24 protein-coding genes are annotated in these 19,743 nt (G+C 35.9%); 4 read left to right on the top strand and 20 right to left on the bottom strand.

Features of this window, described 5'->3' with window-relative positions; all coding sequences use genetic code 11:
• Positions 1-68 precede the first annotated feature (68 nt).
• Entirely contained in the window at positions 69-905 is an 837-nt protein-coding gene (gene comER / locus J2Z26_RS12635) for a late competence protein ComER (protein WP_193535515.1), read from the top strand.
• A 78-nt stretch (positions 906-983) separates the two neighbouring features.
• Here the strand turns inward: comER and J2Z26_RS12640 are convergent, their stop codons facing one another.
• Genes J2Z26_RS12640 through J2Z26_RS12675 form a run of 8 tightly spaced genes read right to left on the bottom strand, consistent with a single transcriptional unit; the run spans position 984 to position 6,020 of the window.
• Positions 984-1,730, bottom strand: coding sequence for a class I SAM-dependent DNA methyltransferase (locus tag J2Z26_RS12640; RefSeq protein ID WP_193535516.1), 747 nt, complete (start codon positions 1,728-1,730; stop codon positions 984-986).
• Entirely contained in the window at positions 1,727-2,083 is a 357-nt protein-coding gene (rsfS, locus tag J2Z26_RS12645; protein ID WP_193535517.1) for a ribosome silencing factor, read from the bottom strand. Before rsfS ends, J2Z26_RS12640 begins: the two co-directional genes overlap by 4 nt.
• Positions 2,084-2,659 (bottom strand): bis(5'-nucleosyl)-tetraphosphatase (symmetrical) YqeK, encoded by a 576-nt coding sequence (gene yqeK / locus J2Z26_RS12650; RefSeq protein WP_193535518.1) that lies wholly within the window; start codon positions 2,657-2,659, stop codon positions 2,084-2,086.
• A complete protein-coding gene (locus tag J2Z26_RS12655) occupies positions 2,637-3,218 on the bottom strand; it encodes a nicotinate-nucleotide adenylyltransferase (protein ID WP_193535519.1) in 582 nt (193 codons plus the stop codon). The genes yqeK and J2Z26_RS12655 overlap by 23 nt, the downstream gene beginning before the upstream one ends.
• 21 nt (positions 3,219-3,239) lie before the next feature.
• Complete coding sequence (yhbY, locus tag J2Z26_RS12660; protein ID WP_193535520.1) at positions 3,240-3,533, bottom strand: ribosome assembly RNA-binding protein YhbY; 294 nt, start codon at positions 3,531-3,533, stop codon at positions 3,240-3,242.
• On the bottom strand, positions 3,527-4,372 hold the full coding sequence (gene aroE, locus J2Z26_RS12665; protein ID WP_193535521.1) for a shikimate dehydrogenase: 846 nt from the start codon (positions 4,370-4,372) through the stop codon (positions 3,527-3,529). Before aroE ends, yhbY begins: the two co-directional genes overlap by 7 nt.
• Before the next feature lie 23 nt (positions 4,373-4,395).
• Positions 4,396-5,502 carry a ribosome biogenesis GTPase YqeH gene (gene yqeH / locus J2Z26_RS12670; RefSeq protein ID WP_193535522.1) on the bottom strand — a complete coding sequence of 369 codons (1,107 nt, stop codon included), beginning with the start codon at positions 5,500-5,502 and terminating at the stop codon, positions 4,396-4,398.
• Between the two features lie 2 nt (positions 5,503-5,504).
• Positions 5,505-6,020 (bottom strand): YqeG family HAD IIIA-type phosphatase, encoded by a 516-nt coding sequence (locus J2Z26_RS12675; RefSeq protein WP_193535523.1) that lies wholly within the window; start codon positions 6,018-6,020, stop codon positions 5,505-5,507.
• A 415-nt stretch (positions 6,021-6,435) separates the two neighbouring features.
• Here J2Z26_RS12675 and sda point away from each other — a divergent pair, with 415 nt between their 5' ends.
• Entirely contained in the window at positions 6,436-6,576 is a 141-nt protein-coding gene (sda, locus tag J2Z26_RS12680; protein WP_193469795.1) for a sporulation histidine kinase inhibitor Sda, read from the top strand.
• Between the two features lie 22 nt (positions 6,577-6,598).
• Here sda and J2Z26_RS12685 read toward each other — a convergent pair whose 3' ends face one another.
• The 3 genes from J2Z26_RS12685 to J2Z26_RS12695 all read right to left on the bottom strand — a co-directional run bounded on the left by J2Z26_RS12685 (position 6,599) and on the right by J2Z26_RS12695 (position 9,862).
• The gene (locus tag J2Z26_RS12685) at positions 6,599-7,387 is read right to left on the bottom strand and encodes a phosphatidylserine decarboxylase (RefSeq protein ID WP_193535524.1); all 789 of its coding nucleotides are present in this window, start codon (positions 7,385-7,387) and stop codon (positions 6,599-6,601) included.
• A gap of 354 nt (positions 7,388-7,741) precedes the next feature.
• The gene (locus J2Z26_RS12690; RefSeq protein ID WP_193535525.1) at positions 7,742-9,535 is read right to left on the bottom strand and encodes a M3 family oligoendopeptidase; all 1,794 of its coding nucleotides are present in this window, start codon (positions 9,533-9,535) and stop codon (positions 7,742-7,744) included.
• A 159-nt stretch (positions 9,536-9,694) separates the two neighbouring features.
• Positions 9,695-9,862 carry a hypothetical protein gene (locus J2Z26_RS12695; protein WP_193535526.1) on the bottom strand — a complete coding sequence of 56 codons (168 nt, stop codon included), beginning with the start codon at positions 9,860-9,862 and terminating at the stop codon, positions 9,695-9,697.
• A 501-nt stretch (positions 9,863-10,363) separates the two neighbouring features.
• On the opposite strand from J2Z26_RS12695, the gene sigK reads away from it, so the two are divergent.
• Positions 10,364-11,077 carry an RNA polymerase sporulation sigma factor SigK gene (sigK, locus tag J2Z26_RS12700; RefSeq protein WP_193469802.1) on the top strand — a complete coding sequence of 238 codons (714 nt, stop codon included), beginning with the start codon at positions 10,364-10,366 and terminating at the stop codon, positions 11,075-11,077.
• Between the two features lie 465 nt (positions 11,078-11,542).
• On the opposite strand, the gene J2Z26_RS12705 is transcribed toward sigK, so the two are convergent.
• The 7 genes from J2Z26_RS12705 to J2Z26_RS12735 all read right to left on the bottom strand — a co-directional run bounded on the left by J2Z26_RS12705 (position 11,543) and on the right by J2Z26_RS12735 (position 16,318).
• The gene (locus tag J2Z26_RS12705; RefSeq protein WP_193535527.1) at positions 11,543-11,704 is read right to left on the bottom strand and encodes a YrzI family small protein; all 162 of its coding nucleotides are present in this window, start codon (positions 11,702-11,704) and stop codon (positions 11,543-11,545) included.
• 116 nt (positions 11,705-11,820) lie between these two features.
• Positions 11,821-11,961 (bottom strand): YrzI family small protein, encoded by a 141-nt coding sequence (locus J2Z26_RS12710; RefSeq protein WP_193535528.1) that lies wholly within the window; start codon positions 11,959-11,961, stop codon positions 11,821-11,823.
• Between the two features lie 537 nt (positions 11,962-12,498).
• On the bottom strand, positions 12,499-12,804 hold the full coding sequence (locus J2Z26_RS12715) for a YrhC family protein (RefSeq protein ID WP_193535529.1): 306 nt from the start codon (positions 12,802-12,804) through the stop codon (positions 12,499-12,501).
• A gap of 59 nt (positions 12,805-12,863) precedes the next feature.
• Positions 12,864-14,003 (bottom strand): bifunctional cystathionine gamma-lyase/homocysteine desulfhydrase, encoded by a 1,140-nt coding sequence (locus J2Z26_RS12720; protein ID WP_193535530.1) that lies wholly within the window; start codon positions 14,001-14,003, stop codon positions 12,864-12,866.
• 1 nt (position 14,004) lies between these two features.
• The gene (locus J2Z26_RS12725) at positions 14,005-14,928 is read right to left on the bottom strand and encodes a PLP-dependent cysteine synthase family protein (protein ID WP_193535531.1); all 924 of its coding nucleotides are present in this window, start codon (positions 14,926-14,928) and stop codon (positions 14,005-14,007) included.
• A 15-nt stretch (positions 14,929-14,943) separates the two neighbouring features.
• Positions 14,944-15,654, bottom strand: a complete 711-nt coding sequence (gene mtnN, locus J2Z26_RS12730; protein ID WP_193535532.1) for a 5'-methylthioadenosine/S-adenosylhomocysteine nucleosidase — start codon at positions 15,652-15,654, stop codon at positions 14,944-14,946.
• A gap of 22 nt (positions 15,655-15,676) precedes the next feature.
• On the bottom strand, positions 15,677-16,318 hold the full coding sequence (locus J2Z26_RS12735; protein ID WP_193535533.1) for a class I SAM-dependent methyltransferase: 642 nt from the start codon (positions 16,316-16,318) through the stop codon (positions 15,677-15,679).
• A 182-nt stretch (positions 16,319-16,500) separates the two neighbouring features.
• Here J2Z26_RS12735 and J2Z26_RS12740 point away from each other — a divergent pair, with 182 nt between their 5' ends.
• The gene (locus J2Z26_RS12740) at positions 16,501-16,707 is read left to right on the top strand and encodes a YrzA family protein (protein ID WP_193535534.1); all 207 of its coding nucleotides are present in this window, start codon (positions 16,501-16,503) and stop codon (positions 16,705-16,707) included.
• Between the two features lie 356 nt (positions 16,708-17,063).
• On the opposite strand, the gene J2Z26_RS12745 is transcribed toward J2Z26_RS12740, so the two are convergent.
• Positions 17,064-17,813, bottom strand: a complete 750-nt coding sequence (locus tag J2Z26_RS12745; protein WP_193535535.1) for a YrrS family protein — start codon at positions 17,811-17,813, stop codon at positions 17,064-17,066.
• 110 nt (positions 17,814-17,923) lie between these two features.
• The gene (locus J2Z26_RS12750; RefSeq protein WP_193535536.1) at positions 17,924-19,702 is read right to left on the bottom strand and encodes a peptidoglycan D,D-transpeptidase FtsI family protein; all 1,779 of its coding nucleotides are present in this window, start codon (positions 19,700-19,702) and stop codon (positions 17,924-17,926) included.
• Between the last annotated feature and the right edge of the window lie 41 nt (positions 19,703-19,743).

Here is a 19,743-nt window from a genome sequence, read left to right on the forward strand (position 1 = left end):
AATCATAAAAGTGTTTTTACATACATATCGTTTATGAGAGAACATGTTTGTGAAGGAGGGGACGAAACGTGAACATTGGGATTATAGGAACAGGAAACATGGGGAAAATTTTAATAGATGCTTTCATTGAATCAATCGCTGTTCCGCCTTCTAACCTAACCATTACTAATCGTACGCTTTCAAAGGCTAGAAAAATAGGTGAAAGTTATCCGGATATTAAGGTTGTAGAAACAAGCGAGGATGTAGTAGCAGCTTCAGACCTTATCTTTATTTGTGTAAAACCATTAGAAATTCACCCCCTTTTAGAGAAATTAAATAAAGACCTACCTAAAACAAAGTGCATCGTTTCCATTACAAGCCCTGTTGCAGTAAGTCAACTTGAATCGGTCGTAGACTGCCAAGTAGCTAGAGTTATTCCTAGCATAACAAATCGAGCTTTAGCTGGTGTCTCTCTAATTACTTTCGGTGAAAGTTGTAATGAAGGAACCCGAAACTATATCGAAACACTTTTTAAGCATATTTCGGAAACTGTTCATATAGAGGATTCCATTACAAGGGTAGCTTCTGACATTGTTAGTTGTGGTCCTGCATTTTTCAGCTATTTATTAAGAAGGTTTGTGGATGCAGCTGTAAAGGAAACGAAGATCTCAGAAGAACAAGCAATCACTCTTGCTAGTGGTATGATTGTTGGGATGGGTAAGCTAATCGAAAAGGAAATATTCACTTTACAAACATTACAAGAAAAGGTTTGTGTAAAAGGTGGAGTAACAGGTGAAGGTATAAAGGTCTTAGAAGCTGAGCTTGGAGAAATGTTTGAGCATCTTTTTCAAAGTACACATGCCAAGTATTACGAAGATATTGATGAAGTTTCAAAGCAATTTAATTCTACAAATCGGACTATATAATTATTTCTCCAAAGAGGAGATAAATCCTCTTTGAAAAAATCGTAAAAGCCAGAAAAACCACAAAAAGGTTTTTCTGGTTTATTTTTTTAGTGAAAAGAAAACTCGCTCAGGTTGCTCAGCGATGGTGTGTTGAAAATCCGATGAAATGTTAATAAGCGTGAATCCTGCTGCTTCTAACCATTTTTGGTAGTCAGATAGTTCAAACGTTCGTTGATAATGAACTTCATCATACCTAACATATTCATTACCATTTTCTTTTTTCACAAAGAATGATAGATCATGTTCAACACTATTTTCAAACTCACCTTGATAACAGTTCCAAATAAAGCTAATGTCATCAGCATTACTCACAAAAGTCTGATCAGCAAAGATATGATTCATCTTATAGATAGAGTGAACATCAAAAAGAAATAACCCTCCATCCTCTAACTGATTAAATACACTCTGAAAAGTCTTTTTCACGTCATCACTTGAGCCTAAATAGTTTAAGGAGTCACAAAAACATAGAATAACATCGAATTTTTCGTATCCTTCTAGTTCCATCATATTCTGTTGATAAAAGGTAATCTTCTTCCCTTTTTCCATAGCTTTCTCATGAGCGACTGCTAGCATTTCCTCTGAAAGGTCCACCCCAGTTACCTCATATCCCTCATCTGCAAGGCGAACAGACAATTCTCCTGTTCCACATGCAAGATCTAGTACACGAAGCTTCGATTTTGAGGTGAACTCTCCTGGTAGACTTTCCTTTACGAAGGATATCCATTGATTATAATCAATATCCTTCATTAGTTCATCGTAAAGGTAAGCGAATTGCTGATAACTCATTGACTAAGCTCTTTTTCAATATTTTCGCTTGGTGCATCGCCCCATAATTTTTCGAGCTTATAATAGCCTCTTTCTTCTTTATGGAATACATGTGCAACTACATCACCTAAATCAATAAGGATCCATCTTGCCTCTTCAAAACCTTCTAAACGCTTTACATTAAGACCACTTTCTAGTGCCTTTTCCTTTATCTCTCGTGCGATTGCTTGTACTTGTTTTTCAGAGTTACCGTGGCAAATCAGGAAATAATCTGCTACTAAGGATAACCCTTTCATATTTAGTGCAAGTATATCTTCTGCCCTTTTATCATCAGCTGCTTTAACTGCAATCGATAAGATTTCTCTTTCTGTCATTTAGAGATAGCCTCCCTTTTCTTCATTAACCAGTGCATTATATGTTAAAAATGTATCTGGATAAATGGCTTGGTTTTTTTTCATCAGAAACTGAATTGAGTTTATTAAAGATTGAATTAGTGCTTTATTTAAACTTATTTTAGCCAACTCTCGTACTTCATCTATACCCGGAAAGTGACGCCCTGGCTCTATATAATCGGCTAGGTAAATCACTTTTTCTAATGGCGCCATGTTTACTCGGCCTGAAGTATGAAACTTTATCGCATTTAATATCTCTTCGTCTTCTATACCTACCTCAGTCTTTACAAGATAAGCACCAACTGGAGCATGCCAAAGCTCACTATTAAAGTCTAATAAGTCTTTTTCCATTTTTTGTTCAGATATGATATTTCTCATTTCGTCCTTAGGTCGAAATTTTGCATAGTCATGAAAAATGGCTGATATTTCAGCTTTTTTTTCGTCTACACCGTATCGTTTTGCTAGAGCTATTGCTGTTTCCATAACTCCAATCGTATGAGTGTATCTATGTTCAGTAAGCTGCTTTCGAACAATTTCAAGAGCCTCTTTTCGTTCCATACAAATTTTTCTCCTCAATATATTGTTCTACTTTTTCTGGCAGTAAATACCTCGTCGTTTGACCTTTCACAATTCTACTCCTAATTTCTGAGGAGGACACTTCAAATTGTGGAACAGTCACCTCAATCACATTATAATTTGAGTTAACCGCAAATCCTGGTCGTTTAACACCAACAAATTGAACAATCTCCACTAAATCATTAATCCTGTACCAATGAGGTAAATATTCAACCATATCCCCACCAATAATAAAATAATAGTTATTATCAGGATACCTTTCTTTCAGTATCTTCATCGTGTCATATGTATAGGATGGACCTTCGCGGTCTAATTCAATCCTTTGTAACATAAAATGAGGATGATCCGATATTGCTAATGATAGCAACTTAAGCCTATCCTCATTTGTAATATGTTGCTCATATTTTTTATGTGGAGGTATATTAGTAGGCATGAACCATATTTCTTCAAGACCTAAGTTAAATAGAACTTCATTTGCCATCAATAAATGCCCATTATGGGGTGGGTCAAATGTGCCTCCCAGGATTCCAATGCGTTTCATCCATTTCCCCCCATTTACTTATTACCTAGGTAAAACTAGCTGCTTATTCTCTCTAGATTCCTTATATAATACAATTGTATTTCCGATAATCTGAACTAACTCAGCTTTTGCACCCTTGCTCAAAGATTCGGCAACTGAGTTTTTATCTTCCTCACAATTCTGTAACACACTTACTTTAATAAGCTCTCGTGCCTCAAGGACGTCGTCAATTTGCTTAATCATATTCTCATTGACCCCACCCTTCCCGACCTGAAAGATTGGGTCCAGATGGTGTGCTTTAGAGCGTAAAAATCTTTTTTGCTTACCTGTTAACATTCTGCATGTCCTCCTAGTTTGTTAATAACAAGCTCTTCCATCCGCCTTGTATCGGGAAAGATGCCTGTCCACTTTTCAAATGCCAATGCTCCTTGATTCACAAACATACCAATTCCATTTAGCGTTATCGATCCTTTTCGTTTTGCCTCCAATAATAACTTTGTTTCAAGGGGATTATAGATTATATCACTAACAATCGTACTCGGTGATAAATTAGTTAATGAAATAGGAATTTCTTCTAAGTTAGGGTACATTCCAACAGAAGTAGTGTTTATGATTATATCATACTCATTTAGACGATTTTCAGCATCTATAATGGAAATACCAGAACCACTTAGTTTATAAGAGCACTCAGCAATTAATTGTAATGCACTAGAAAGTGTTCGATTACACACATCTATAGCATGGACGTCAATAGCCTCTAGTGAGAACAAAATGGCCCTAGCAGCACCACCAGCACCAATAATAAGGATCTTTTTGTTTTGTAAAAGACCATCTACACATGATTCTAATGATTTTATAAATCCATCTCCATCTGTATTATAGCCTTTAAGTTTCCCATCGATATTTACAACTGTATTAACAGCTCCAATATTAGCTGCAACACCGTCAATTCCATCTAAATACTTAATTATTGCTATTTTATGAGGTATGGTAACATTAAATCCACTGACTCCTAATGCTCTTAGACCATTTACAGCCATTTCTAAATCCTCATTTTCCACATGAAATGCATGATAATAATAATTCAATTTATAATGTAAAAATAAATCATTATGCATTGCCGGTGACATCGAATGGCTGACAGGGCACCCAAGTAAACCGTATAGCTTTGACATTTTCCCCACCTACTACTAATTATCTATATTAATGATTTTCGAATAACTACACCTACACCCTTAGGAACATGAGCAATAATTTTAACGTTCGGCTCATTCACAGTTACCCATCCTAAGCCAGAAAAAACGATATCTGTTTTCGCTTCCTTAATCATGAATTCATGTGCTACCAACTTCGGGAAACCTTCAAGTTCATCTTTTCTAGGAGGACTTAATAGCTCACCCACATGGTTCTCATATAATTCATCCGCCTTCTCAAGCTTTGTACGATGTATGGTTAATTCATTTGATAAATGGCAAACAAATGACTGTCTTCCACCGCTTACAAAATCAAATCGTGCCAACCCACCGAAAAAGAGACTTTGTCCTTCATTTAGCTGAAATACCTTTGGCTTAATTTCTTTTTTGGGAGTAATCGTTTTTAAGTCTTGTTTCCCTACATAATGTGCCATTTGATGGTGATTAATAATGCCTGGTGTATCTATTAATGCAGCCCCATTATCAAGGGGAATTTCAATCAAATCTAAAGTTGTGCCAGGGAAGTGAGAGGTTGTAATAACGTCATCTTCACCACTAAACTGTTTAATGATACGGTTAATAAATGTTGATTTCCCAACATTCGTACAACCAACAACATACACATCTTTTCCATTTCTATGGCGCTCAATTGCTTCTGCAATTTCTGTAATCCCTTGTCCTTTTGCAGCACTAACTAAATACACATCCACAGGATTTAAACCTAGTTCCTTTGAGGATTGCTTCATCCAGTTGATCAGCTTATTGTGTTTCACTGATTTTGGTAATAGATCTACTTTATTCCCTACGAGAATAATATTATTTTTACCTACAAATCGATGTAACCCAGGCAACCAACTACCATTAAAGTCAAATATATCAACTATTTTCACAATTAATGAATCAGTATTACCAAGACCATTTAATATTTTTAAAAAGTCATCATCATTTAATGGTACATCTTGAATTTCATTATAATGCTTTAACCGAAAACACCTTTGACAAATAATTTGATCTTTCTCTAATGCCGATTTAGGTGCATAACCAATTCCTTCTTTATCTTCAGTTTGAATGTTAATTCCACATCCAACACAAGAATAATCCTGTAATTCCAATTTTATTCCTCCCAATATAACATACCTTTACGCTTCATCCACGACAGCAATCTGCGTTCTACTCTGCGATTTATTCTCGTAAAAAAACCATCTGTTTGTGCCACAGGTACAACTAATATTGTGTGTAGTCCAGTTCGGTTACCTCCTAAAACATCAGTAAGTAGTTGGTCACCGATTACAACTAATTCTTCAGGTTTTAGTTTCATATTTATCTGTGCCCTTTTAAAAGCACGAATTAGTGGTTTTCTAGCTTCAAATATAAAGGGAATCTCTAGGGGATCAGAAAAGTCCTTTACCCTTTGCTCATTATTATTTGAAACAATTGTTACCATGATTCCCTCATCTTTCATTTCTTTAAACCAATTTATAAGCTTAGGCGTAGCATTCGGACGATCCCACTCTACTAATGTGTTATCTAAGTCTGTAATAATTCCTTTTATGCCACGCTCCACTAAGCTTTTAGGTGATATTTCAAATACACTCTTCACATGTTCATCCGGTAGAAATAGTTTTAACACTTGTGTTACACACCCTCGTCTTTTTATTAGTAATTCTGCATTACATCATATCGAAAATACTCATATCTTTCAAAAAATATGACAATATTCGGCTAAAATAGAAGAATTTTTAACAAAATACAAAAATTTTTCGACAAAAGTCCTTCCGTTTCAACACTTGTGGATAAACTTATACACATTTTCCATATTGATAATTATAGTTTTCTAAGATTTACCAACAACATATCAACAGGTTATCCACTTTTTTCTGTGGATAACAGAACGATTGTTCTATACGTTTATTCATGATAGAGTAAGGGTACAAGCATGACATAACCTACTATTGTATTTACATTATATAGATTTTAGAACTTATTTACCCCTTTAATATCAATAATTATTTTAGGAGGTGACTTGCCAAAAGTGGCAGGCCATTATGAGAAAATTATCTGATGAATTGTTAATCGAATCATATTTTAAAGCAAGAGAATTAAGACTGAGCAGTGATTTCATCCTTTTGATTGAGACAGAAATTAAACGTAGATCTTTATCACATAGAATTAGAGTATCATCTTAAAGAGCCACTTACTGGCTCTTTTTTATTGCTCTTTTATAGTTCCAATCTTTTCTCCTACTTTGACTTCTGTTCCCTCTTTTAGAGTAGCTAAAGGCTGAAAACTGTTCTTTTCAAATAATAAAACAACTGTTGATCCAAATGTAAAATACGCAATTTCTTCACCTTTTGATAATGCCTCATTTTTATGAGTTGTTTCAATACTATTTACAAACATCGCACCCACTTTTACAATCGCCATATGCTGGCCACCCGGTTGCTTTACCTCAGTGATCGTTCGATAATTTTTCGATAGAGGGTCTTTTCCGTACTTTAACCCTAGTTTGTTGACCGGATAGGATTTGGTACCAAGAGTCCATTGATTCGTTATTACTCCTGTTGTTGGGCTATGAATTCTATGGTAGTGACTTGGACTTAAATAGAGAAGGACAAATGTACCACCAATGTACTTTTGCAGTGCGTTGTCATCTCCTAACATCTCGCGAGCGGAATAGGGTTTAGCTTTCACTTCAATTATATTTTTTTCAGTGATTAGTCCATGTTTTTCAAATACAGCATCAACCGGACTTACTATGGAGTCTAATGATTGGTCTACTGGTCTGTTTCCTTCTTTAAGCTTTCGAATAAAAAAGCTATGTAAGGTATTATAGTTATCCAACGTGCCTTCCATTTCATCTTGGTTAATTTTATAGGTGGATGCAAATGAAGGTATGATAAACGAACTGTATTTTGATTGAGCAAACTTTTTTAGAGCATTGGAGACGAAACGGTTATTTGTTAATTCGATTAGGAAACGATAAACATATGTAAGCAATGAATCTTCCTCCTACAGGGCTTGAATCAGATAGGTATACTTTTCCACGAGTGCTATTATAACACTTAGCTTGGATGTCTACTATTATTATTTCATTGGCTGTATAATTGATACCCCTTTTTATATATGTAGGTTTCACACTTACTTGTTGATTTTAGCCGAAGGCACTCGCTTTCCGCGGACGGTCCGTGAGCCTCCTCGTCGCGTTGCTCCTGCGGGGTCTCACTTTGACGCGCTGCTCCCGCAGGAGTCTTGTGCCTTCGGCTGAAATCAACATAGTGTTAAAATTAACATTGACTTTAATTAGCCATATAAAAAAAGCACTTATCAACTTAAGATAAGTGCTTTCCGTAATTAGTTTGTGAGTGATAAGAATTCTTCTACGTCTTTTATTGATAGTTTGACTGCTTTGTCCCAGAATTCTGGTTGGGTTAGGTCTACTCCTAGGTGTTTTTGGGCTAGGTCTTCGACTGTCATGCTAGCAGTGTCTTTTAATAGTGCAATGTATTTTTCTTCGTAATCTGTACCTTCTTCAAGTGCTTTAGCATAGATACCTAGTGAGAATAGGTAGCCAAACGTATACGGGAAGTTATAGAAAGGAACGCCTGTGATATAGAAATGCATTTTTGAAGCCCAGAATGATGGGTGATATTGATCTAGTGCATCACAATAAGCTGTTCTTTGTGCATTTTCCATTAATTCATTTAGACGTTCAGAACTTACAATTCCTTGTTTGCGTTCTTCATAGAACGAAGTTTCAAAGATAAAACGAGCGTGTATGTTCATATAGAATGCTACACTTCGTTGAATCTTATCTTCTAGTAGAGCAAGTCTTTCATCTTCACTCTTTGCATTTTTAACAGATGCATCAGCAACAATCATTTCTGCAAAAGTTGAGGCAGTTTCAGCCACGTTCATTGCATAGCTACGATTTAATGTGTGTACGCCTTTCATCGCATGTTGATGGAATGCATGACCCAACTCATGAGCTAGAGTTGATACATTTGATGGTGTTCCTGAGAAAGTCATAAAGATACGAGATTGGTCACTTTCTGGGAAACTTGTGCAGAATCCACCTGGTCTTTTCCCAACACGATCTTCTGCTTCAATCCAACGGTCTTCAAAAGCTTTCTTCGTAAACTCTGTAAGTTCAGGTCCAAAATGACTAAATTGCTCTAGGATAAATTCTGCACCCTCTTGATACGTAACTGAACTTTCCGTTTTACTAATTGGCGCATCTAGGTCAAACCAGCTTAATTTCTCAAGTCCTAGAATTTTAGCTTTACGATTTAAATATTCAACAAACGGAGCTTTATTGTCTGAGATTACTTTCCACATTGTATCCAATGTTTGTTGAGACATTCTATTAATATCTAATGGCTCTTTTAATACTTCGTCCCAGTTTCTTTGCTTATATACATTTAAACGGAATCCAGCTAAATGGTTTAAAGAAGCAGCAAAATAATCAGATTGTTCGCCCCATGCTTTTTCCCAGCTTTCAAATACAGTTTTTCGTACATTTCGGTCTTTATTAGAAAACTTATTATGAGCTTGACCCGCAGATAATTCCTTAACTTCACCATTTTCTTCAAATGGAATCTTAAGATTACCTACAATCGTATCATAAAATTGACCCCAAGCATGATAGCCATCAATTCCAAGGCTATTGATTAATGCTTCTTGTTCAGTTGATAATTTTTCTTTCGCACGATTTCTGCGCTCATTTAATACATACGAAATTTCTTGAAATGGCTCTTCGCTTAATAACGCTTCAAAAACAGGTTGATCGATTGAAACAAGTTTTTGGTCAAATGTAGTTAATACGGTTTGAAAGGCTGCACTAACTTGTGTAACTTTACCACGAAGTGAATTTGCTTTTTTATCAGTGGTGTCCTGTGCTTGAAGGCAGCCGACAAATGCCCCAGCTTGACGAAGCTTACTTCCAACCACTACGAAAGCAGAGATTATAGATGATAACGCTTCTTTATCATTCGCATTGGTTGGAACAGCAAAGTCTTGTACTAAATTAGAAAAGCTTTCTAATTCAGTTTGTAATTCCTCAAGATGAGCAGCAAATTGTGGGGAATTGCTTCCTCCTTCAAAAAATACGTCTAAATCCCATGTTTGTTGGTATGTAGCAGTAGTCATTGTTTTTCTCCTCTCATGGTTAAGCATGGTATGTAATACAAAATTATTTAGATAACCTAAATATTATTATAAAGGTAATTTTAAAATATTTCTACAATTTAATCATCTTAAAAATAGTCAGCTGACAAACAGATTGTTTGTAAGCTGACTGTTAAAGAACTACTTTCCGTAATAATTATAGTAATAGTAGCCTCCGCCTAATACGAGTAATAGTATTAGGAGTACTACAATCAATCCAAAGCCATATCCACGACCACCATATCCATAGCCAGTTGGACCATAAGCTGGATAACCATACCCTCCGTATGGATAATATCCGTATGGCATGTTAAAAGCCTCCTTCAACTTTAGAAATAATGATATTTCCCCTATATAAATAACCTATTCAACAATCTGTACAACGTAAGGGCGAATACACAGTTTTAATGAAAAAAATGGTCCGTATCCTGAATCAACTTATATAGTAATTAAGAGTGGATTGAAGCGGAAGGCACTTGACTCCTGCGGGAGATAGAGGAAAGGTCGAGACCCCGCAGACGGAACGTCGAGGAGGCTTGACTTCCTCCCCGATGGGAATTCGCTCTTGAAAAAGCCGACAGTTGGGCTTTTTCATAATTCCCCGCGGAAAGCAAGTGCCTGCAGCGGAAAGGAACGGACTATGAACAATTTGACAAATAAATTAAGAAATACAAAAACGAAATGTTATTCATTTTTTTATAGGTACAGACACAAACAAGCTTCCTCGTACATAAGAATGAATTAATAGGTATTTGCCTATTCTTTCCCGTACTAAAAAAGCAAGTTTTTTACTAATGTGGAGGTGAAGGAATGTCAGCATTATTAACTACGCTCGGATATTTCATTAAGGAATTACTATTTTTAGTCTCCTATGTAAAAAACAATGCCTTTCCACAACCCCTATCAAGTTCTGATGAAAAAAAATACTTACGTTTAATGGCAGAGGGTGACGAACACGCTCGTAACTTACTAATTGAGCATAACCTCAGATTAGTCGCCCATATTGTAAAAAAGTTTGAAAACACTGGGGAAGATACAGAAGATCTCATTTCAATCGGTACAATTGGCTTAATTAAGGCCATAGAAAGTTACTCTGAAGGTAAAGGGACTAAACTAGCCACCTATGCTGCGAGGTGTATAGAAAATGAGATCTTAATGCATCTGCGAGCATTGAAAAAAACAAAGAAAGATGTATCTTTACATGATCCAATTGGCCAGGATAAAGAGGGAAATGAGATTAGCTTAATTGATGTTCTCAAATCCGAAGCAGAAGATGTTATCGAAACAATTCAACTTAATATGGAACTTGAAAAGATTAAGGAGTATATCGATATTCTAGACGGTAGGGAAAAGGAAGTCATTGTGGGAAGATTTGGGCTTGATTTGAAAAAAGAAAAAACACAAAGAGAAATCGCTAAGGAATTAGGGATATCTAGGAGCTATGTATCAAGAATAGAAAAACGTGCATTAATGAAGATGTTTCATGAGTTTTATAGAGCAGAAAAAGAGAAGCGAAGAATTTAAGAGGAAACAAAAACACAGTGAAGATTCACTGTGTTTTTTAATGTTAGTATTTTAAGCCTCTGCACTAATTTCTGTTCCGATAATAAGTGCGATAGATACAGTTATAACAAGCCCCATTACGATTGAGAACATGTTTGCCACCTCCATGATTACCTAAGTAATACTTTTCTTACTTATAATTTATCACTTTTTTACAGTAAAAATGGTAGGCGACTTTGAACGTTCTGTTACTATAAATTGTCAACTTTGTGAAGAACAGGTCAAAAGCAAAGCGCCTGATTTCTCAGGCGCTTTGTTATACATTATTAAGCCTTTTTAGACTTAGTTTCTTTTTTCTCAAAAATTATGGTTAATAGTAATACATGTAACGATAACATCTGATAATCCTCCTATCATGTTGTTAGGTGGAATCTTTCTCCACAAATAGCCAATTAAGAATAATATTTACTTTATAATACATACTCTTTACCACCTTTCTAAATATGAATATAAACCTAAATTGAAATCATCTTGGGCTGATGGGTTTGTTCTTTTCCCTTCAATTTCTCGCATAAAAGCTTCACGATCAACCGTTTTAGGAGCACGTTTCTCCAAAGTAATTGTTAAAAAGAATAAATGAAATGTCATAATCTACTGTTTCCTCTCTTTTATAGAAGTTCGGTATAAATTTTTTATTGTTGGTTTCAATCGTAGTAATTATAATCATCCTGATTCTCCTCTCGTTTTTTAAAAATAAATTTTAATTAATTTGTATAAAACATTGTGATTTGGCGGTCTTTCATTTCATCATACATTTTTTGCACATTTTGTTCGTGCTGAATTTCTTCAATTGTTCTTTTTCTCTTATTTACAGAAATCGTTAGAAAAAATAGATTTAGTGTCATATATATCACCTCCTTTAAATTTGGGCACAAAAAAGCCACAGTTGTATAATGTACTGTGGCATAAATAGGCATAAAAAAGCCACAGAGACACTATTCGTCACTGTGGCATGAATGCAAATTAAATAAATAAGTGCAATTAATTCATTACCATGGCGGTCGAATAGATTGTTACATATGCAATTTTAGAACCTTTTTTCATACCAGCTTTATTAATCACGTTACTCGACCTCCTTCAATGAATTATTATTACAGAGGTAATTATATCCAAAACAATTACCAATGTAAACCCCTTTTACTAAAAAAAGGTAAAATTTATATTATTGGCTGTGTTTCAACTTATGTTAGTTTACTCACTATGTTGATTTCTGCTGCAGGCACGAGACTCCTGCGGGAGAAGTGTGTCAATGTGAGACCCCGCAGGCGCAAAGCGACGAGGAGGCTCACGGACCACCCGCGGAAAGCGAGTGCCTGCAGCAGAAATCAACAGTAGAGTGTATAAAACAAAAAAATCCTTCCCTAATTTAATTAGGAAAGGATCTACTGTTGCTCTTCTGAATTTAACATTTGCTTATATTTAATTACTTTTCGAAAAAAGTAGAATGAAAGAATTAGAAATAATACGGTAGCACCCATTAATAGATTTGTCTGCAAAGAGTGAACTCCTTCAGATGGGATCAATATACCAATGTAAAGAAACACACTAACTGCCAGTAAGATAAAGCCAAACTGCGTATAATCTGTTACCTTCCCTTGAATTACCTTTACTTTGTTTTTATCCACTACTGCACCTCGTTTCTTTATAGCTATTAAAACTATATCATAGGCTAGTAGATTCGTATTCATGTAAATAAAACCAAAAAACTAAGACCCTTCACTATTTAGGAAGGGTCGAGCAATCGTTTTTAAATGCTAGAAAGTGCGTGAGCCAAGTCTTCAATTAAGTCTTCAGCATCCTCAAGTCCTACTGAAATTCGAATGAGTCCATCCGTAATTCCTAACTCAGCACGACGTTCTGCTGGAATTGAGGCATGTGTCATTCTTGCAGGAACTGAGATTAAACTTTCAACAGCTCCTAAGCTTTCTGCAAGAGTGAAATATTTTACACTAGCTAATAATTTATCAGCATTTTCTTCACTGCCTACATCAAAGGAAACCATTCCTCCAAATCCGCCTCCTTGCTTTTTCGCAATATCATGGTTCGGATGATTTGAAAGTCCTGGATAGTAGACTTTTTTAACGGCTTTATGATTTGATAGAAATTCAACAATTCTAACAGTGTTGTGCTCCGTCTCCTCCATACGAATTCCTAGGGTACGAATACCACGGATTAATAACCAAGAATCTTGAGGTCCAAGTACTCCACCCGTGGAGTTTTGAACAAAATGTAAGTCTGCAGCTAGTTCTTTTGAATTTACAACAACTAAACCAGCTACAACATCACTATGTCCACCGATATATTTTGTGGCACTATGAAGAACTATATCTGCCCCAAGTGTAATTGGAGTTTGCCAGTAAGGTGTGCTAAAGGTGTTGTCTACAATTGTTAATAGATTATGCTTTTTCGCAATTTTTGCTGCGCCCTCTATATCTGTGATTTTCAGTAATGGATTTGTAGGAGTTTCAATGTAGATTGCTCTAGTATTTTCACGAATTGCCTGCTCAATTGTTTCCAGATTGCTTGTGTCAACAAATGTAGAGTCAATTCCAAGGCGATTTAGAACCTTTGTCATCACTCGGTACGTACCACCATAGACATCGTCTGTTAAGATTACATGATCACCACTATCAAATAGCATCATTACTGCAGTAATTGCTGCCATTCCTGAACCAAATGCGAAGCCGGAGGTTCCTTCTTCAAGATCTTTGATTAATTCCTCTAAGGCATGACGTGTTGGATTGCCTGTTCTAGAATATTCATATCCTTTAAATTTACCTACGGCTTCCTGACGATACGTACTAACTTGATAAATCGGTGTAGATACCGCTCCAGTCAGTTCATCACCAACGATTCCACCATGAATCATTTTTGTCTTTCTTCTCATTCTATATTCCCCCTTCATATATCTTCTTACTTAAATAGCGCTCACTACTATCTGCAAAAATGGTAACAATATTTTGACCAGATTTTGCATTGCCAGCCTCAATTAACGCAGCATGTAAAGCAGCCCCCGAAGAGCTTCCAACTAGAAGGCCTTCTTTTATAGCAAGCTCCTTGACTCTCCTAAATGCATCCTCATCGGTTACTGTATGAATACTGTCAAAATAGGCATCATCCATATAACCGGGTAAGAATTCCATTCCTATGCCTTCGGTCTTATGGGGGCCAGACTCACCACCATTAAGTATTGACCCTTCTGGTTCGACGATGACTGTCTTGATATGTTGGTTTTTCTCTTTTAAGTACCTAGATGTACCCATAAAAGTTCCACCAGTGCCAGCACCAGCAACAAAGATATCAATTTGTGCATCTAGTTGATTCCACATTTCTGGACCTAATGTTTTATAATAAGTCTCCGGATTTGCAGGATTCCCGAACTGCTGCGGACAATACGAGTTAGGTATTTCATCTAATAGTTGCTTGGCTTTCTCAATTGCACCCTTCATACCTGCCTCGGTAGGTGTGTGAACAATGGTAGCGCCTAAAGCTTTCATTAAATCCTGCTTTTCAATGCTGAACTTTTCTGGGACACAAACAACAACCTTTAAATTTTTATCCAGGGCAGCAAGTGCTAAACCAATACCGGTATTTCCAGCAGTTGGTTCAATAATTGTTCCACCTTCTTGGACTTTACCAGTTTCAAGAGCCTCACGGATAAGTTCAACACCAAGACGATCTTTAATACTGCCCCCAGGATTCATATATTCTAATTTTGCGAACAGCCTTACTCCTGAAGGTAATGTAAACTTAGTTAGTTCAATAATTGGGGTATTCCCTATTAACTCATGTACACCACGATAAATCTGCATTTTTTCCACTCTTCCTTACATGCTTACGGATTTGTTAAGTTCCTCAACAATTTTAATTACAATAGTAGAAGAATTTACTGCTGCCGTTTCTAAAAAGTTTTCAAACGATACATTTGATTCTTTTCCTGCTATATCCGATAGTGCTCTTGTAATAACAAATGGTGTGCCAAATTGAAAGCATACCTGAGCAATTGCTGCTGCTTCCATTTCAACAGCATAAAGTTCAGTGAATTTTGTTCGAACAAATTCTACTCGTTCAGGGTCGTTCATAAACGAATCTCCCGTAGCAATTAGCCCTTTGACGACTTGTACATTCTCTATAGTACTTGCACATTTCTCAGCTATATCTACAAGCTTTTGATCAGCAGAAAAAGCTGCTGGTAGACCTGGGACTTGCCCATACTCATAATTAAAGGCAGTAACATCTACATCATGGTGACGAACTTCTGATGAGATAACAATATCACCTACATTTAAAGATTCTAGATAACCTCCAGCTGAGCCAGTATTTATAACATAAGTCGGGTTGAAATTTTGTAAAAGTAACGTTGTAGACATCGCAGCATTTACTTTACCTATACCAGACTTCAATAAGATGACTTCTTGACCATGTATTGTTCCAGTTGTAAATTCACAACCTGCAATTGTAGTATCTTCTCGATTTTCGATTGTTTCTCTTAGTATCGTTACTTCTTCTTCCATTGCTCCAATAATTGCAACTTTCATTGTTAGAATCCACCTTTATTGATTAAATTTTTATGGCCTCCATTACCAATACAAAATCATTACATCTAATATAATTTACAGTAAACCCATTCTCTTTCAGAATGTCGCTTAAAACTTCTTTTGTCGTGTAATATTCGGATTGTAAGTCATTTGCTAGGTTGGAATAGCCTTTTTCTTTCGCGTCTTCAATCATTTTCTTGTACGCCATTTCATCTTCAAAAATAGTATCTGCAAACACTATTTTACCACCTTTTTGTAGAAACTTGCTATAAATTGCAAGCGCATTCGCTTTTTCATCATCTGTAAGGTGATGGAAGGCATAAGAACTTACTATAGTATCAATTTTTGCATTAGGCATCTTAAACTGAATAAAGTCACCGTCTGCTATTGATACTTCACTCCCTAGTTTAGCGATGGCAATTTCTCTCATCGAAGCTGAGGGCTCAATACCAAAAACAAGATGCCCCTTTTCTAAAAGAGTTTTTGTTAGGTTACCGGTACCTACACCAAACTCAAGCACATTACCTACTGATTTTTCAGCTACAAGTTTTAATATGTCATCATAGTTTTGAAAGACCGCCTTATACTCTTCATCATGACCTGTTACCGTCATATCATACGAATCTGCCCATATTTCAAATAGTTCGTTAAACTCTCTACCCATTTTTGTACACTCTCCCATGATATTATCTATATAATTCCTATAAGTATAGTATGAATTAAAATTAGAACTGTTCTTAACTTAGCATAAATCTTAAAGTTTATCAATTAATTAATTCTTTCGTATGATGTTGGGTTTTGTGCTACACTAATTGCAGAAAAATGTGTAGGAAAGGGCTGTGCTAGATGGAGTTTAGGTTAGATTTTATACAGGATAAAGTGGAGTTTTTTGAAAGCTATGATCTTGTGACTTTAGAAAAAAACATTAATGAGAAAATAGAACATAATAAGGCTATTCTTTTAGAGGTTCATCATGTATCACATCAAATGTATGTTGATGAAGATGGAAGAAGGTACTTTACAGCTGTCGTTCATTTTAAGGCAAAAAAATAATAAAAGGTGGCTATCCAAAATGATGAATTCTTAATGATTATTATTTTGGATTTAGCAGTAATAACGTCCGTTGATTTCCGGTCCAGGCACTTGCTTTCCGCGGGGAGGAAGTCGAGCCTCCTCGACGTTCCGTCTGCGGGGTCTCGACCTTTCCTCTACTTCCCGCAGGAGTCAAGTGCCTTCCCCTCCAATCAACTATTAACTTTATATTTAAATAGCATCAAACAGAATATAAATTCCATATAATATATCATCTTTTCTTGTTAAAAATCAACATAAGAAAAAACATAAAAGGAAGTGAGAAAAACAATTTTGCTTTTCCCTACTTCCTTTTTCTATTCTAAGATAGTCCCTTATTATTCGTCATCTGATTCGTCTTCATTCTCTGCTTCTTCTTCAGAAGCATTGTTTTGTTGGAAAATTGGACTGTCGTTTTCTTTAAGTTCTTCTACTAAGACTGGTTTCCAGCCTTCTCCACTTACCCAATCCATGTAAACCTTGTAATTTTGGCTACCGTCTTTAGATGCAATGGTTACTTTCGCTTTATCAGGTCCATTATTTGTCAGCCACCAAACTGTCAAATTTGCTAGATCCAATCCTGTTGCATAGCTTGCTGCAATCTCAATTTCATTACGATTTTCAGTACCTTTATCATATACATTTGTTTGTGGCTCAACCTGATTCGTACCAATAGGTTTCCAAGCAGGGTTTTCGATTGATCGAATGATATTAGACTCAGAATCACCATCTGTTATTGTAGCTCTCTCATTTGACTCTGGTTCTACTTTTTCATTATTAGTCGTTGTCTCTTCAGTTTTTTCATTATCTTCATCAGTCTCCGAGCTTTCTTGTGAAGCATCTGTTGACTGCTCCGTTTCTTTCTTATCTTCCTTTTCATCCGCTGCAGCTACATCTGTATTATTAGACACTTTAGGTGCAGTTGTTTCAGTTGAGTTACCTGAACCAAATAGTAACTTACCCCCAAAAATAATGATTAATATTACTACAACACCAATTAAAGTATTAAGAATTCTATTTATCTTTCTTCTCTTTGCTCTTTTTTCGAACCGTGGACCTTCATATAGTTTCTCCCAGTCGTATCCCATATGTACAAGCCTCCCATGAACATTTCTATTTCCCTATTTTAACATTAGTTATCCATTAGATGAAGATATATTTATACCTTGTGGAAAACAAGAATAATACTACCTTCGTACTAAAAATTAGATTGGTCTTTATTATCAAGTTCATAAAGTCCTTTTACTACATCATAAAATACACTATTGGTAACTGAGTTCCCATCTTTTCTATCTAAGTCCACAACAACAAGAGCATACTTAGGTTTATTAAAAGGAAAATAACCAGCAAACCATTTATTAACTAAGTTTTTATTACCCTCACTTGAAACCTTCCCTGTTTCTGCAGTTCCTGATTTACCCGCTACTTCATATGGTAAAGAGTTAAACCTAATTCCAGTACCACTTTGCACTACGGTTCTTAATAACTCTTGAAGTCTCATTGCAGTATAGGGTGATATGGAATCCCCATCTAGCTTATACTCTGGAAAGGAAAATAAAGTAGTGCCATTTTTATAGAGTACATCGCTCACCGATCTAACTTGCATCTTCTCGCCACCACGTGCAATTGTTGCCATCATATTAGCAATAGCTAAAGGAGTTACTCTTACATCTTTTTGTCCTATTGCTGTTTGCGCAACAGCCTTCACAGAACTTTTATCTCGGGAATCTGACCAAATTCTACCGGGGTATTCTTTTGGCATTTGGATAAAATCATTATACCTAAATACGTCACCATGCCATCCGACTGGTCCGAGTAAACCTAGCTTCTGTGCATACTCTTCGATAAAGTTTGAATCTTCCTTAATAATCTCATTTGAAAGTTCAGCAAAGGTATAATTACAGCTTTTTGCAAAACTATCTTTGAAATTTAATGGGCCATGATCGTATTGTGATGGTCCATCTCCATATAAATTAAGGTCACAGTCAAATATACGATTATTCAAGTTTACATTTTTTTCAATAGCCGCCGCCGCAATAACAGTCTTAAATACAGAGCCTGGAAACTGAGACATCAACATTTGATTCTCGGCCCCATCATCTCCAAAAGGGTTCTGAAAGTTAATACTCGGTTTACTAACCATTGCTAGGATATCATTCGTTTCTATATCTAATAAAATTAAGCCACCTTTTTCAATCGTATGATTGTCTATAATACTCTCAGCTAATTGCTGAATCTCTCTATCAATCGTTGTTTTAATTGCGACTGGATAAAAAGGGTTTGCAGGTGCTGAGTATTTTACATCAATCCCAAATAAAGGAGAACCATCACCAGATACATGATAGAGTAACTTTGCTTCACCTTCGGGTAATAAAAATTCATCAAAGGTGGCTTGTAGTCCAGTTATTCCGAGCATAGTCCTCTTTGAAAGGTAGGTTTTATCCGGATATCTTTTGTAAAGTAGTTCCTCATTTTCTCGAACTAGACCTATTAAGTGTTCAGCAATTTTTGTATCTAGTTCATACTGCCGATTAATTGCAAACACACCTGGTATTTTTAATCGGTTTATTTCACTCATTTGAGTTTGAGTAAGTTCAAATGGCTTACCATTTATTGAAAATACAAATGGTTCCTTCGCATCCTTCAGTGATTGTTCTATAGTCCTTTCCTGAACTCCTACAGCTTTCGCTAATTCTGAAACTGGCCACTCAATATTTTTTAAGAAAGGAAAAAGAACTAAGGTTGGATGGTACTCATGTGTTAAGGCAAGATTATTACGGTCAACAAATCTCCCGCGTCCCTGGTCTATTACCATCTCTTGGGTTCTTTGAACAACACTTTCTTCAATTAAGTTGACTCTATTGCTTGAAAAAGATTCCGTATGTGTTAATTGAATTTGCACCAGTCTTGCGACTAATCCAATTAAACAAAATAAAATTAAAAAGATAATTGATAGCCCTCTTTTTTTTATGACCATAAATAAACACCTCGTCAACAGTTTCGACGAGGTGTGGTGTT

The sequence above is a fragment of the Cytobacillus luteolus genome (assembly GCF_017873715.1).
Taxonomy (GTDB): Bacteria; Bacillota; Bacilli; order Bacillales; family Bacillaceae_L; genus Bacillus_BV; species Bacillus_BV luteola.

Bases quoted from the DNA above. Each gene is read 5' to 3' on its own strand.
- J2Z26_RS12640 (WP_193535516.1), bottom strand. From the start codon at position 1,730: ATGAGTTATCAGCAATTCGCTTACCTTTACGATGAACTAATGAAGGAT.
- rsfS (WP_193535517.1), bottom strand. From the start codon at position 2,083: ATGACAGAAAGAGAAATCTTATCGATTGCAGTTAAAGCAGCTGATGAT.
- yqeK (WP_193535518.1), bottom strand. From the start codon at position 2,659: ATGGAACGAAAAGAGGCTCTTGAAATTGTTCGAAAGCAGCTTACTGAA.
- J2Z26_RS12655 (WP_193535519.1), bottom strand. From the start codon at position 3,218: ATGAAACGCATTGGAATCCTGGGAGGCACATTTGACCCACCCCATAAT.
- yhbY (WP_193535520.1), bottom strand. From the start codon at position 3,533: ATGTTAACAGGTAAGCAAAAAAGATTTTTACGCTCTAAAGCACACCAT.
- aroE (WP_193535521.1), bottom strand. From the start codon at position 4,372: ATGTCAAAGCTATACGGTTTACTTGGGTGCCCTGTCAGCCATTCGATG.
- sda (WP_193469795.1), top strand. From the start codon at position 6,436: ATGAGAAAATTATCTGATGAATTGTTAATCGAATCATATTTTAAAGCA.
- J2Z26_RS12690 (WP_193535525.1), bottom strand. From the start codon at position 9,535: ATGACTACTGCTACATACCAACAAACATGGGATTTAGACGTATTTTTT.
- J2Z26_RS12695 (WP_193535526.1), bottom strand. From the start codon at position 9,862: ATGCCATACGGATATTATCCATACGGAGGGTATGGTTATCCAGCTTAT.
- sigK (WP_193469802.1), top strand. From the start codon at position 10,364: ATGTCAGCATTATTAACTACGCTCGGATATTTCATTAAGGAATTACTA.
- J2Z26_RS12705 (WP_193535527.1), bottom strand. From the start codon at position 11,704: ATGACATTTCATTTATTCTTTTTAACAATTACTTTGGAGAAACGTGCT.
- J2Z26_RS12710 (WP_193535528.1), bottom strand. From the start codon at position 11,961: ATGACACTAAATCTATTTTTTCTAACGATTTCTGTAAATAAGAGAAAA.
- J2Z26_RS12715 (WP_193535529.1), bottom strand. From the start codon at position 12,804: ATGAATACGAATCTACTAGCCTATGATATAGTTTTAATAGCTATAAAG.
- J2Z26_RS12720 (WP_193535530.1), bottom strand. From the start codon at position 14,003: ATGAGAAGAAAGACAAAAATGATTCATGGTGGAATCGTTGGTGATGAA.
- J2Z26_RS12725 (WP_193535531.1), bottom strand. From the start codon at position 14,928: ATGCAGATTTATCGTGGTGTACATGAGTTAATAGGGAATACCCCAATT.
- mtnN (WP_193535532.1), bottom strand. From the start codon at position 15,654: ATGAAAGTTGCAATTATTGGAGCAATGGAAGAAGAAGTAACGATACTA.
- J2Z26_RS12735 (WP_193535533.1), bottom strand. From the start codon at position 16,318: ATGGGTAGAGAGTTTAACGAACTATTTGAAATATGGGCAGATTCGTAT.
- J2Z26_RS12740 (WP_193535534.1), top strand. From the start codon at position 16,501: ATGGAGTTTAGGTTAGATTTTATACAGGATAAAGTGGAGTTTTTTGAA.
- J2Z26_RS12745 (WP_193535535.1), bottom strand. From the start codon at position 17,813: ATGGGATACGACTGGGAGAAACTATATGAAGGTCCACGGTTCGAAAAA.
- J2Z26_RS12750 (WP_193535536.1), bottom strand. From the start codon at position 19,702: ATGGTCATAAAAAAAAGAGGGCTATCAATTATCTTTTTAATTTTATTT.